The 14,074-nt window shown below is 75.6% G+C and carries 9 protein-coding genes; 7 read left to right on the top strand and 2 right to left on the bottom strand.

The window, feature by feature from the left end; genetic code table 11:
• The coding region (locus ABD317_RS24350) for a nucleotide sugar dehydrogenase (protein ID WP_344292045.1) at positions 1-906 on the bottom strand (906 nt) is incomplete at its 3' end.
• Positions 907-1,507: 601 nt separating this feature from the next.
• On the opposite strand from ABD317_RS24350, the gene ABD317_RS24355 reads away from it, so the two are divergent.
• The 7 genes from ABD317_RS24355 (at position 1,508) to ABD317_RS24385 (ending at position 12,850) form a co-directional block, all read left to right on the top strand.
• Positions 1,508-2,887, top strand: coding sequence for an ABC transporter substrate-binding protein (locus ABD317_RS24355; RefSeq protein WP_344292046.1), 1,380 nt, complete (start codon positions 1,508-1,510; stop codon positions 2,885-2,887).
• A 22-nt stretch (positions 2,888-2,909) separates the two neighbouring features.
• Positions 2,910-4,304, top strand: coding sequence for a carbohydrate ABC transporter permease (locus ABD317_RS24360; protein WP_344292047.1), 1,395 nt, complete (start codon positions 2,910-2,912; stop codon positions 4,302-4,304).
• On the top strand, positions 4,301-5,224 hold the full coding sequence (locus ABD317_RS24365) for an ABC transporter permease subunit (RefSeq protein WP_027754394.1): 924 nt from the start codon (positions 4,301-4,303) through the stop codon (positions 5,222-5,224). Before ABD317_RS24360 ends, ABD317_RS24365 begins: the two co-directional genes overlap by 4 nt.
• Before the next feature lie 154 nt (positions 5,225-5,378).
• The gene (locus tag ABD317_RS24370; RefSeq protein WP_344292048.1) at positions 5,379-7,742 is read left to right on the top strand and encodes a bifunctional glycosyltransferase/CDP-glycerol:glycerophosphate glycerophosphotransferase; all 2,364 of its coding nucleotides are present in this window, start codon (positions 5,379-5,381) and stop codon (positions 7,740-7,742) included.
• Positions 7,743-7,927: 185 nt separating this feature from the next.
• On the top strand, positions 7,928-9,934 hold the full coding sequence (locus tag ABD317_RS24375) for a stealth conserved region 3 domain-containing protein (protein ID WP_344292049.1): 2,007 nt from the start codon (positions 7,928-7,930) through the stop codon (positions 9,932-9,934).
• A 7-nt stretch (positions 9,935-9,941) separates the two neighbouring features.
• Positions 9,942-10,967 carry an FkbM family methyltransferase gene (locus ABD317_RS24380; RefSeq protein WP_344292050.1) on the top strand — a complete coding sequence of 342 codons (1,026 nt, stop codon included), beginning with the start codon at positions 9,942-9,944 and terminating at the stop codon, positions 10,965-10,967.
• A 38-nt stretch (positions 10,968-11,005) separates the two neighbouring features.
• A complete protein-coding gene (locus ABD317_RS24385) occupies positions 11,006-12,850 on the top strand; it encodes a lipopolysaccharide biosynthesis protein (protein WP_344292051.1) in 1,845 nt (614 codons plus the stop codon).
• Positions 12,851-12,889: 39 nt separating this feature from the next.
• Here the strand turns inward: ABD317_RS24385 and ABD317_RS24390 are convergent.
• Positions 12,890-14,074: stealth conserved region 3 domain-containing protein (locus ABD317_RS24390; protein WP_344292052.1), on the bottom strand; the 1,185-nt coding region annotated here is incomplete at its 5' end.

Here is a 14,074-nt window from a genome sequence, read left to right on the forward strand (position 1 = left end):
GGCGCCGCGCCCGGCGAGCAGGTCCAGGGCCCGGCGGGCGACGGTGTGCGGCCGGGCGGCGAGCGCGGCCATCGCGGTCTCGGTCACCGGCGCCGGCACCCGCTCGCCGCGCAGCCGCCACAGCAGGTAGTGGGGGTCGCAGGGAATGCAGTGGCCGCCGGCCCCCGGGCCCGGCTGGAAGGGCAGGAAGCCGTAGGGCTTGGTGGCGGCGGCGTCCACGATCTCCGCGGCGTCGAGGCCGAGGTGGCCGGCGATGGCGGCGAACTCGTTGGCGAGGGCGATGTTGACGGCCCGGAAGGTATTCTCCAGGAGCTTGGTCAGCTCGGCGGCCTCGGGCGAGCCGACGACGTGGATTCCGGCGGCGACGGGCTCGACGTACGCGGCGGCCCGGCGGGCGCACTCCGGGCTGACGCCGCCGACGACACGCCGGACGGTGTGCTGGGGGTGGGCGGCGTTGCCCGGGTCGATGCGCTCGGGGGCGCAGGCGACGAAGACGTCCTGGCCGGGACGGAGTCCGCGGGCTTCGAGCGGCCGTAGCAGCAGCTCGCGGGTGGTGCCGACCCAGCTGGTGGACACCAGGACGAGGGTCTGGCCGCGGTGGGCGCGGGCCACGGCCGCGGCGCAGGCGGCCCGCAGCGCCGTGGGCTCGGGCCGCCGGCGGGCGTCGACGGGCGTGGGGACGCAGATGACGACGGCGTCCGCGCCGGCCAGCCGGGCGGGGTCGGCGGTGAGCGTGAAGGACGGCCCGCCGAGGCGGCGCCGCTCGTCGGGGAGCAGGTCCACCCGGCCGCGCCGGACGGCCTCCAGCCGGCGCGGGTCGCTGTCGACGCCGACGACCGGGGCCCCGGCGGCGAGCAGGGCGAGCGCGGTGGGCAGGCCGACGTAGCCGAGGCCGACGACCGCCACCGTTCCACTGGACCATCGCATAACGAACCCATCTGCCGGGAAAGCCGATCATCCGAATACGGGAAGCGCCTATAACATACCGGCAGAATTGCCCATAAATGGATATTTCACTCTAGGGCGCCGGGGGAGGCCGGTTCGCGCGGGTACGGCGCCCCCGGCCCCCGCGGCGCACCCGCTACGCCCCACTCACACCATCCGCCCCACCCATCCCCCCGGCAACAATCTGCCATCCCCCACCACCGCCCGCGTCCGCCGTCAACCCGCTGCCCCGCGCCTCCCTCCGGCGGCCGCCGCGCACCACCGGCTCCGCGCCCGCGCCCGTCGCGCCCGCCCCAACTCCCCCGTCAGCAGCCGTTTTTCGCCCTCGGCCGGCCTCAACCCCACACCGTACGGCCTCACATTCCGCCTCTTCCCAGTCACGGAGCGGTCACGAAACGGCCGTTGGCGGGGTTTGCGCGAGAAGTGCTCTTGCAGGGCCGCCGGTCCGGGCGTAGGACATACTCCACAGCAATTCGCACCGGTACACGGCGCAGACCTTGCGGGGCAGGTCTGCGCCGGCTCGGGACAACCCCATCTGCCCCGCGTTCCTGGGGAGGCTGGGATGCGCAGTTCGCTGCAGACACTGCAGCACGTGAGAGTCGTGCGGACCGCGGTGGCGATCGTCGCCGCGGGTGCGTTCGCCGTGACCGCCGCCGGGTGCGGCGACGACGGCGACGACAACGGCGGTGACGGCGGGAAGGCGGACAAGTCCGGTGCCGGCGTCGCGCTGCCGAAGCTGGACGGCGAGTCGCTGCGCGTCGGCGCCGTGTGGACGGGGCCCGAGCAGGAGAACTTCGAGAAGGTCATCGACGGCTTCGAGGAGCAGACCGGCGCCACCGTGGAGTACGTGCCGACCGGCGACAACGTCGCGTCCTTCGTCCGTACCCAGGTCGCCGGCGGCAAGCCGCCGGACGTCGTGTTCGCGCCGCAGGTGGGCGTGCTGCAGGAGTTCGTCAAGGAGGGGTGGGCCAAGCCCCTGAACGCCGCCGCGAAGAAGGAGCTGGCCAAGAACTTCTCGCCGGGCTGGCAGGACCTGGGCGCGGTGGACGGCGAGCAGTACGGGGTGTACTGCAAGGCCGCCAACAAGTCGCTGGTCTGGTACAACACCGCGGCCTTCGAGAACGCGGGCGCGCAGGAGCCGGCGGACTGGCAGGGCTTCCTGGACACCGCGCAGCTCGTCTCCGACTCCGGCGTGCCGCCGGTGGCGGTGGGCGGCGCGGACGGCTGGACGCTCACCGACTGGTTCGAGAACATCTACCTCTCCCAGGCGGGCCCGGAGAAGTACGACCAGCTCGCGGCGCACGAGATCCCGTGGACCGACGAGTCGGTGAAGGACGCGCTGACCACCCTCGGCGAGCTGTTCGGCAACGACACGCTGATCGCGGGCGGCGCGAAGAAGGCGACGAAGATGGCGTTCCCGGACTCGGCGACCGCCCCGTTCGCCGACCTGGAGAACCCGAAGGCCGCCATGGTCTTCGAGGCCGACTTCGTCGGCGCGTTCGTGAACGAGACCGACGCGAAGGTCGGCGAGGACGCGAAGGTCTTCCCGTTCCCGGCGGTCGGCTCGGACTCGCCGGTGGTCACCGGCGGCGACGCGGCCGTGACGCTCAGCGGTTCGAAGGGCGCGCAGGCGCTGCTGACGTACCTGGCCTCCACCGAGGCTGCGCAGGCGTGGGCGGAGCCGGGCGGCTTCATCTCGCCGAACAAGAACATGGACATGGCCGCGTACCCGAACGACGTGCAGCGCGAGATCGCCCAGGCGCTCGTCGACGCCGGCGACGACTTCCGCTTCGACATGTCCGACCAGGCGCCCGCCGACTTCGGCGGCACCGCGGGCAAGGGCGAGTGGAAGGCGCTGCAGGACTTCCTGGCCGACCCGAAGGACGTCGAGGGCGCGCAGCAGGACCTCGAAAAGGCCGCGGCCGCGGCGTACAAGAGCTGACGGACGGAGCGAGGAGACCCTGATGTCGACCTCGTCGGGGGGTGCGGCGGACTCCGCCGCACCCGCCCCCTTCGATCCGCCGGTCAGCACGGTGCCGGGGAAGCCGGCCGGACCGGGCCGGCCGCGCCGGTCGGTGGTGCGGACGAGCCCCTCGCTGGCGGTGTGGTTCCTGCTGCCGGCCGTGGTCCTGCTCGGCGCCCTGGTGCTGTATCCGATCGGGTACTCGGTCTACCGCAGCCTGTTCGACGTCTCCGGTGACGACTTCGTCGGCCTGGACAACTACACCGGCCTGTTCCGCGACGACCGCATCCGCACCGCGCTGCGCAACAACCTGATCTGGGTGCTCGTGGCGCCCGCGGTCTGCACGGCGCTGGGGCTGATCTTCGCCGTCCTCACCGAGAAGGTGCGGTGGGGCACGGCGTTCAAGATGGTCGTCTTCATGCCGATGGCGATCTCGATGCTGGCGGCGGGCGTGATCTTCAGCCTCGTCTACCAGAACGACCCGGAGCGCGGCGCCGCGAACGCCGCGTGGACGACGATCCACGACACCTTCAGCGACCCGGCGCCCTGGCCGGGCGCCCGCCCCCGCCCCGCCAGCGATCTGAAGGGGCCGGCCGAGGGCCCGTTCACGTCCGGCGCCACGGTCGGCGCCGGGCAGCCGGCGCTGCTGCCGCTGGTCGCGGTGAAGCCGCAGGACGTCGCGGGCGAGCAGCCGGCGGCCGAGCCGCGGGCCGGCGGCGACGGGATCAACGGCACGGTGTGGCTGGACTTCAAGCCCGGCGGCGGCGGCGAGCCGGACGCCGTGGACAGCGGCGAGAAGGCGCTGCCGGGCATCAAGGTCGAGGCGGTCAAGGGCGGCGAGGTCGTCGCCTCGGCCACCACGGCCGCCGACGGCACGTTCACGCTCCCCGCCGCCGCCGACGGCGCCCAGCTCCGGCTGCCCGCGTCGAACTTCGCGGAGGCGTACGGCGGGGTCGACTGGCTCGGGCCGTCGCTGGTGACGCCGGCGGTGATCGCGGCGTACGTGTGGATGTGGGCCGGGTTCGCGATGGTGCTGATCGCCGCGGGGCTGGCGTCGGTGCCGCGCGAGCTGATGGAGGCGGCGCGGGTGGACGGCGCGAACGAGTGGCAGGTGTTCCGGCGCATCACGGTGCCGGTGCTGGCGCCGGTGCTCGCGGTCGTGCTCGTCACGCTGATGATCAACGTGCTGAAGATCTTCGACCTCGTCTACATCATCGTGCCGAGCGCCCGGCTGGAGGACGGCAACGTGCTGGCCGTCGAGCTGTTCCAGCAGGCGTTCGCGGGCAGCGACCCGGACCTGGGCACGGGCAGCGCGATCTCCGTCGTGCTGCTGCTCCTCGTCCTCCCCGTGATGATCTTCAATATCCGCCGCCTGCGAAAGGAGTCCGGCCGATGACCACCGCAGCAGCGGCGGAGACCGCACCGAAGCCGGAACCGCGGGAGGCGAAGGACGAGTCGCCGGCGAAGGAGTCGCTCGCCTCCCGCGTCGGCCGGTACGCGGGCGGCGGCGCGGTCCGGGCGTTCCTCGTGATCGTGGCGTTCCTGTGGCTGACCCCGACGGTGGGGCTGCTGCTGTCGTCGTTCCGCGACCCGGCGGACATCGCGACGACCGGCTGGTGGAAGGTCTTCGGCGATCCGGGGCAGCTGACCACGGACACGTACGACACGCTCTTCGGCAACGAGGACGTGATGGGCGCGCTGCCGACGACCGTCTGGATCACGGTGCCGTCCACGCTGCTGGTGGTGGTCATCGGCGCGCTGGCGGGCTACGCCTTCGCGTGGATGGACTTCCCCGGCCGGGACTGGGTGTTCCTGGCGGTGGTGTGCCTGCTGGTGGTGCCGGTGCAGGTGGCGCTGATCCCGGTCGCGTCGCTGTACCGGGACCTGAACCTGTTCCACACGATCACGGGCGTGGTGCTCTTCCACACCGCGTTCGGGTTGCCCTTCGCCATCTTCCTGCTGCGGAACTTCTTCGCCGAGATCCCGCGGGAGCTGCTGGAGGCGGCACGCATCGACGGTGCGGGTGAGCTGCGGCTGTTCTTCCGCGTCGTGATGCCGCTGGGCGGGCCGGCGATCGCGGCGCTGGGCATCTTCCAGTTCCTGTGGGTGTGGAACGACATGCTGGTGGCCCTGGTCTTCGCCGACCCGGGCAAGCCGCCGCTGACGGTGGCGGTGCAACAGCAGACGCGGCAGTTCGACAGCAACATCGAGCTGATCGCGTCCGGCGCGTTCATCTCGATGATCATCCCGCTGGTCGTCTTCTTCGCCTTCCAGCGGCAGTTCGTCTCGGGCGTGATGGCGGGCGCCGTGAAGTAGGTACGCACGCACCGCGCCGATACGGCCGTCCGGGGAGATCACCCGGGCGGCCGTACTGTCGTACGACCGGGCGCGTGGCGGCGCCGCTACGGTGGCGGATACCAGAAATAAGGACATTCCGACCAGCGGACTGTCCTGCCGCCCGCCCAGGGATGTGTCCGTGCCCCGGTTCAGCGTCATCGTCCCCGCGTACAGGGTCCAGGCATACCTCGACGAGTGCCTGGAGTCCGTGCTCTCCCAGTCCTTCACGGACGTGGAGGTCATCGCCGTCGACGACTGCTCCCCCGACCTCTGCGGCGAGGTCGCCGACGACGCCGCCGCCCGCGACCCGCGGCTGACCGCCGTCCACCTCACCGCCAACGTCGGCCTCGGCCGCGCCCGCAACGCCGGCCTCGACCGCGCCACCGGCGACTACGTCCTCTTCCTCGACGGCGACGACACCCTCGCCCCCGGCGCGCTGCAGGCCGTCGCCGACCGGCTGGACGCCACCGCCGACCCCGACGTCCTCGTCTACGACTACGCCCGCACCTACTGGCACGGCCGCCACACGCGCAACGTACGCGCCGATCTCCTCGCCGAGCGCGAGCCGCAGGTCTTCCGGCTGGAGGAGCGGCCGGAGCTGCTGCGGCTGCTGACGGTGGTGTGGAACAAGGCGTACCGGCGGGACTTCGTCACCGCCCAGGGCCTCAGCTTCCCGCCGGGCTACTACGAGGACACCCCCTGGACGTACCCCGCGCTGCTGTCCGCGCGGCGGATCGCGGTGCTGGACCGGGTGTGCGTGCACTACCGGCAGCGGCGGTCCGGGAACATCCTCGGCACGCCGAGCGAGCAGCACCTCGACGTCTTCGAACAGTACGACCGGGTGTTCGCGTTCCTGACCGCGCGGCGGCTGGAGCGCTGGCGGCCGGTGCTGTCCGTGCGGATGGTGGACCACCTGACGGCGATCTTCAACAAGGGCGGGCGGGTGCCGCGGCACAAGCGCGCGGAGTTCTTCCGCCGGGCCCGGGCGCAGTACCTGCGGTACGCGCGGTCGCCGGGGGCGCCGGGCGCGTCGGGGGCGCCGCGCGCGTCGGGGGCGGCGCCGGCGTCCGCGGCTGCGGCGGGGGCTGCGGCGGGGTCCGCATCGGGGGCCGCGGTGGGCGTACGGGCCGGCGGCGGCGTACGGGTCCGGACCCGGCACCTGCTCGTGCGGCTCGGCACCCGGCGGGCGTTCCAGCTGCTCGGTGCCGAGGCCCGCCTCCTCGCCCGCGCCCACGACCGCACCGCCCGCGCCGCCCGCCGTGCCCGCGCCGGCTGCGGCCGGCTCTACTACCGCCTCCAGCTCCGCCTGCCCCTCGACCCGCACCTGGCGGTCTTCGCCGCGTACTGGTACCGCGGCTACTCCTGCAACCCCGCCGCGCTCGAAGCCGCCGCGCGCGAGCTGGTCCCCGGCCTCGCCACCGCGTGGATCGCCCGCCCCGCGTACGCGCACACCGTGCCGCCCGGCGTACGGGTGCTGCGCCCCGGCTCACGCGCCTGCCACCGCGCCCTGGCGCGCGCCACGTACCTCGTCAACAACGTCAACTTCCCGCAGCACGTGGTCAAGCGCCGCGGCCAGATCCACGTGCAGACCCACCACGGCACGCCGCTGAAGAAGATGGGACTGGACCTCGCCGACCACCCGGCGGCCGCCGCGGGCATGGACTTCGAGGCGCTGATGACCCGCGTCGACCGCTGGGACTACAGCCTCTCCGCCAACCGCCACTCCACCCTGGCCTGGAGCCGCGCCTACCCCGCCGACCACACCACCCTGGAGTACGGCTACCCGCGCAACGACGCGCTCGCCGGCGCGCCCCCCGGCCCCGCCGCGCGCGCCCGGCTGCGCGCCCGGCTCGGCATCCCCGAGGGCGCCACCGCCGTCCTGTACGCCCCCACCCACCGCGACTACCTCCCCGGCCACGTCCCGCCGCTCGACCCCGGCGCCCTCGCCCGCGCGCTGCGCGAGCGCGGCGCGCACGTGGTCCTGCTCGCCCGCGCGCACTACTTCCACGACGCCGCACCCGCCGCCGCGCCGCCCGCCGGGGTGCTCGACGTCACCGCGCACCCCTCGCTCACCGAGCTGTGCCTGGCCTCGGACGCGCTGCTCACGGACTACTCCTCCGTGATGTTCGACTACGCCCTGCTCGGCCGCCCCATCGTCCTCCACGCCGCCGACTGGGAGGCGTACCGGCTGGCGCGCGGCACGTACTTCGACGTCACCGCAGAGCCGCCCGGCCTCGTCTGCCGCACCGCCGACGAGGTCGCCGACGCCCTCGCCTCCGGTGCCCACGCCGCCCCCGCCGCCGCGGCGCTGCTCGCCGCCTTCCGGCGGCGCTTCTGCCCGTACGACGACGGGCACGCCGCCGAGCGCGTCGTCCGGCACGTCTTCCTCGGCCAGGTCGACCGTCCGCCGGTGTCCGGGCGCAGGCCGCCGCCGGCCGGCGCCGCGGCGCGTGCGCTGCCCCGGCCGGCGGGAAGTGCGGTGACGCACGGCGAATGACGGAGGGGCGGAAGCCGACGACGGAACGGAGGCCGGAAGCCGGAGGCACGGGAGCCGCAAGCACGGAAGCCGGGAGCACGGAGGCCGGAGGCACCGGAGCCGCAAGCACGGAAGCCAGGGACACCGAAGCCGCAAGCACCGGAGCCGGGCATCGAACACCGCACGTACAGAAGCCGGAGGTACGGATGACACAGACCCGCAGCGAGCGACCGGCAGCCCCGCCGCCGGCGTCCCCCGTCGCCGGGGCCGGCCGCCCCCGCCCGGAGCCGGTGCGGCCCGGCCCGTCCGCGCCGCCCACCCCCCACCCCCCGTACGCCGTCGACGCCAACGGCGCGCAGCCGGGGCAGCCGTGGCTCGTCAGCCGCTACCGGCGCGCGGTGCCGCACCGCGTGCGCGCGCTCGTCGGCGCCGCCGCCACCCCCGCCACCCGCCACCGGGTGCAGCGTGCGCTCGGCGCCGTCTCCCGGCGGGTCCCCGAGCCGGGGCAGCGGGCGGCGCTGCGCGCGCTGCGCGCCACCGGACAGCTCGACCGCCCCGACCGCCGGGCCGTCCACCACCGCGGCCAGACGCGGCTCGCCGTCGTGCTCGACTCCCCCACGCCGCTGCGCGCCCGCAACGAGAACCTCCTGCTGGTCACCGGCGCCCTCGACGCCGCGGGCGTCGAGTACTTCGCCGTCCGCGGCTACGGCAGCGTCTCCAGCGCCGTCGCCGTCCCCGCGCCCGAGCGCGCCCGCGCCGTCGCCGCCCTCACCGCCCTGTGCGCCGAGCACCCCGGCCACGTCTCCCACGCCGACCGCCGCAGGCGCCCCGAGCGGCGGGTACGTCCGGCGTCCGACCCCGCGGCGTGGGAGGCGCTCGCCGGGACGGCGGTCGTCCGGTTCAGCTGCTACTACACCGACCGCGACGGGCACACGCTGCTGGGCGCCGGCTACGGCTGCGACGTGGAGTTCTGGGCGGAGGAGCCGGACGGCGAGAGCACCCCCGCGAGCGGCGGGCGCGGCGCGCCGGGCGGCACCCGGCTGGTCGCCCCCCGCTTCAACCGCGTCGTCGAGTCCGTACCGCGCGACGGCACCCGCGTCACCGCCCCCGGCCACCTCTTCACCCGCTTCGTACTCGCCGACTCCCTCGGCCGCGCCCCCGACGTCCGCACCCGCCCCGAGCTGACCGTCCCGCTCCCCGACGACCTGCCCTTCCCCGTCGACGCCGTCTACACCTGGGTCGACGGCGCCGACCCCGCCTGGCGCCGCCGCCGCGCCGCCGCGGGCGGCGTCCCGTACCACGCCCAGGCCGCCAACGACGCCCGCTACCTCAACCGCGACGAGCTGCGCTACTCGCTCCGCTCACTGCACCTCTACGCCCCCTGGATCCGGCACGTCTACCTCGTCACCGACGACCAGGTGCCCGACTGGCTCGACACCGGCCACCCCCGCCTCACCGTCGTCGACCACCGCGACATCTTCTCCGACCCCGGCGTCCTGCCGACGTTCAACTCCCACGCCATCGAAAGCCAGCTGCATCACATCGACGGCCTGGCCGAGCACTTCCTCTACTTCAACGACGACGTCTTCCTCGGCGCGCCGATCCTGCCCGACCGCTTCTTCCTGCCCAGCGGCATCACCCGCTACTTCCCGTCCCGCGCGCTGCTGCCCGCCGGGCCGCCGGACGCGGACGACGTGCCGGTGTCGCTCGCGGGAAAGAACAACAGGGCGCTGCTGCAAGAGAGGTTCGGCACGTACGTCACGCAGAAGATGAAGCACACGCCGCACGCCCTGCGCCGCAGCACGCTCGCCGAGATCGAGGAGCGCTTCCCGGAGCGGCACCGGCAGACCGCGGCGAGCCGCTTCCGCAGCGCCACCGACCTGAGCATCCCGTCCGCGTTCCACCACTACTACGCGGCCGGCACCGGCCGCGCGGTCCCCGGGCAGATCCCGTACGACTACTTCGACCTCGCCCACCCGGACGTCGCCGCCCGGCTGCAGCGGCTCCTGCGCCGCCGCGACCGGAACGTCTTCTGCCTCAACGACACGCTCTCCGGCGCCGACGACCTGACCGGGCAGCTCACGCTCGTACGGCCGTTCCTCCAGGCGTACTTCCCCGGCCCCGGCCCGTTCGAGAGGTCGTTCCCCGGCCCGGCGGAGAGCGTGTCCGCGAACCCGCCCGAGAGCCCGCCCGACAGCCCGTCAGGAAGGTGAACAGGCCATGCCCCTGGCCGTCCGTACGCCGGTGAACCCGGCCGCGCCGCCCGGCGCCGGCACGTACCCGCGCGCGCTCAACGTGCTCAGCCGCAAGGAGACCGCGGTCCAGCGCCAGCTGCGCCGCGCGGGCCTCGCCGGCTACGAACCGCTGACACAGGCGACGCTGCTGACGCTCGCGCAGTACGCGCCGCCGCACGCGGCGGTCTACGACGTCGGCGCGCACATCGGGCTCTACGCGGCCCTCGTCGACCTGGTGCACGGCGGCAAGCGGCTGCAGACCGTCGCCTTCGAGCCGACCCCGCACACGGCGGGGCTGTGCCGCGCCCTGCGCGACGGCAACGGACTGGACTTCGACGTGCGGCAGATGGCGCTCTCCGACCGCAGCCGCACGGCGGAGCTGTACCTGTCGCTGAAGGCGGAGAGCTCCAACTCCCTCAACCCCGGGCACCGCGCGCACGCGGAGTCGGTGCGGGTGCCGGTGGGCACGGTCGACGACTTCGCGGAGCGGCACGGGCACGCGCCGTTCCTGATCAAGATCGACGTCGAGACGCACGAGCCCGAGGTCCTCGCGGGCGCGCACCGGGTGCTGCGCGCGCACCGGCCGTGGCTCGTCTGCGAGGTGCTGCCCGGCACGGACCGGGGCGCGATGGCGGCGGCGCTGCGCGTGCTGACGGCGCTGGGGTACGGGCTGCACCTCATCCACCCGGAGACGCCGTGGCGCCCGCACGACGCGGAGAGCTACCGCGCGCACGTGCAGGGGCAGTGCCGGGACTGGCTGTTCGCGCCGGAGCCGCTGACGGACGACTTCTACGCGACGCAGCGCGCGTGGCTGCGGGCGGTGCTGGAGTGCGGCAAGGAGGAGAACCTCCTGGTGCCGCCGGGCGAGCCGTTCCCGCGCGGCTGGAACGCGCCGCACCCGCTGCCGGACCGCCGCCCGCCGCGGCCGCGGCTGCCGCGGAGGTGGCGGCAGGGGCGGCAGGCGCAGCCGAGGCGGCAGGAACAGGAGCTGCGGCAGGGGGCGAAGCGATGAGCGGGGACGGCACCGGTGGGGGCGGTGGAGGCGGCGGGATGAGGCGGTCGGCGCGGGCGGGGCTGCTGACGCGGGTATGGGCGGCCCGGGGCGGGGTGGTGCGTGCGGGGTCGCGGGGGCGGGAGTGGGGTCGGCGGCTGCGGCGGGCGGGGCGCGGGGACGAAGCGGGGGCGGCCACCGGGTCGCGTACGGGGCAGAGGCCGGACGCGGCACCGCCCCGCGGGAACGCGGCGGCCGGCTGGCGCTACGGGAGCGCCGTCTTCGGCCTGCTGCTCCAGCTCGGCTGCCTCGCCTACGCCGCCCGCCACGTCTCTCCCGCCGCGCTCGGCGCCTACGCCGTCGCCCTCACCGCCGTCCACCTCCTCGCCCACCTTGCGGCCACCGGCATCGCCGCCTCCCTGCACCGCACCGAGCGGCTGACCCGGCCGACCGCCCACGCCGCACTCCGGCTCGCCGCGCTCACCGGGCTCACCGGCTTCGCCGTTGCGCAGACCGCCGCCCCGCTGCCCGGCCTGCTCCTCCACACCCCCGACACCACCCCCCTCCTCCGCGTCCTCGCCTGCTCCTTCCTCTGCCACCCCACGGCCGAGGCCGCCCTCGCCGCACTCCACCGCGCCGGGCGCGCCCGCGCCGCCGTGCTGACGGACACCGGCGGCCAGGCGGGCGGCGCCGCGACCGGCGTGCTGCTGCTCGCCGCCGGCGTCAACCCCCTCGGGCTGGCCGCCGTGCTGCCGGCGTCCGCCGCGCTGACGCTCGGCGCCGCGGGGCTGCTCCTGCTCCGTACGCCGCTGCCGGACGGCCCTCCGGTACGGGCCGCGGCGCTGGTCCGCGTCTCGCGGTTCGCGGCCGGGTACGGGCTGCTGCGGCTGGTCGCCGCGGGGGCCCCGCTGTGGGCGGTCTGCCGGCTGCTGGGGCCGGGCGCGGCGGGGGTGTACTCGCGGGCGGCGGTGCTGTGCGAGGTGGCGGTGGGCGTGTTCGCGCGGATGCTGGAGCGGGGTACGGGGCGGGAGCACGTTCCGTATCACGGTCAGGGCCGGGAGGTGCGTTCGCTGCTGGTCCATGTCCGGGTCCGGGGCGCCGGTGCCGGCCGGGGCCCGGGCCGGGACGTGGGGCGGGGCCGGGGAACGGGCGCGCGCCCGGGGCCTGGGCACCCGCCGGACCGTGCCCGCCGGGTGCCCCGCGTCTCCCGCGTCTCCCGTGTCGACGGTCCCACCGCCCGGCTCGCCGTCACCGGCGCCTCTTCCGTCGCCTTCGCCGGGTTCGGCGCCGCCGCCGGTGTCGGGCCGGCCGCGCTCACGCTGCTCCTCGGCCCCGGCTGGGAGTCCGCGACGGCGCTCGTGCCGTGGCTGTGCGCCGCAGCGGCGCTGCAGCTCGTGTACTCCGCCGGCTGCTCCCTCGACCTCGCCCGCGGCCGGCGCCGCGAACTCCTCGGCACCCACCTGGTCGTGCTCCTCGTCACCGCCGCCGCCCTGGCCCTCGTCATCCCGTGGCGCGGCTCCGGCCACGCCCTGCCGCTGCTCGCCTGCGCCGCCGCCGCGGGCCCGGCCGCCGGGCACGCGCTGCAGCTGGCGCGCTGGGGACGCTGCGGGCTGGTGCGGGTACGGGAGGTGCTCCGGGCGCACGCGGTGCACGGCGGCATCGGCGCGGCGGCCGGCGCGCTGGCGACGGCGGCCGGTACGACGGCGGCCGAACCGGGGCCGGCGCTGCTCTACGGGCTGCTCGCGCTTGCGCCGGTGGCGCTGCTGTGCGCGACGCTGCACGAGCAGTTGCCGCTCTCCGCGGCGCTGTCCGGCCACCGACCGCCCCCCGCCCGGGCACCCCGCCCCCGGGCGTCCGCCCGGCCCCCGGTGCCCCGCGAGGCACCGCGCGCCCCGGTTCCGTAGCGGCTACGCGGCACCCGCCGAACGGCGCCGCCACCGCCCTCAGCCCGGCAGCTCGTACGCGCTCGGCACCGGGAAGTACGCCTCCAGGAACGCCCGGGCCGGCTCCGGCCCGCCGCCGGTCCGGATCACCGCCCGGTCCCGTGCCGCCAGCAGCTCCCGCCGGGCGGCCTCCGTGTCGCCCGCGGGCGGGTCGACGTCCGCGTGGCGGAGGGTCGCGGCGACCGCGCGGCCGGTGTGGGCGGCGTAGTGGTGGTACAGCGAGGAGGGGATCGCCAGGTCGTCGCGGTGCGGGACGCGGTGGGCGGTGGTGGCCGCGTGCCGGTGGGCGAACTCCCGCTCGATCTCGGCGAGCACGCTGCGCCGCAGCGCGTGCGGGGCGTGCACGGCGTGCGGCAGCCGCGGCTCGTGTGCGGCCGCAGGGAAGAAGCGGGTGCGGCCGTCGGCGGCGAAGAAGTCCTCCGGGACGGCCTCGGAGCCGAGGAAGAGGTGGTCGCCGAAGTAGAGGAAGTGCTCGGCGAGGCCGTCGATGTGGTGCAGTTGGCCCTCGACGGCACGCGGGTTGGCCGTCGGCAGCGCGGTGGGGTCCGCGAAGACCTCGCGGTGCCCGACGACGGTGAGCCCGGGGTGGGCGGTGTCCAGCCACGGCGGGGCGCCGGCGTCGGTGAGCAGGTGGACGTGGCGGATCCAGGGCGCGTACGTGGCCAGGGAGCGCAGCGCGTAGCGCAGTTCGGCGTCCGCCCAGGTGTAGACGGCGTCGATCGGGTACGTGACGTCGTCGGGCAGCGGGCGCGCGAACTCCGCGCGGGTGCGCAGCGTGAGCCGGCCGCAGCCCCAGGAGCCGCGGTCGGCCAGCTTCACGGTGGGGGCGCCGGCCGGGACGCTGTCGGCGACGCGGCCGGGGCGCGGGGCGAGGAGCCGGTCGCCGGCGGCGTCGCGGTGCCAGAACTCGACGTCGCAGCCGGAGTCGGCGCCGATGACCAGCCGCCGGCCCGGCTCGGTGCGGAACCAGGTGAGGCGGAGCACGTCGGCCTTCTCCAACTGCTGCCAGACGCCCGGCTCGTAGCCGGGCACGAGCCGCGGGTACGGGCCGTCCGCACCGCCCCCGGCGGCACCCGCGGTCCCGCCGCCGTCCGCACCGCCCGCCCCGCCCGCCCCGGCCACCACCACCGTCACGTACGCCGGCTGCACCCGGCACAGCCGCGCCAGCGCCCGGCCCGCCCGGCG

The organism is Streptomyces synnematoformans (assembly GCF_039531005.1).
Classification (GTDB): Bacteria; Actinomycetota; Actinomycetes; order Streptomycetales; family Streptomycetaceae; genus Streptomyces; species Streptomyces synnematoformans.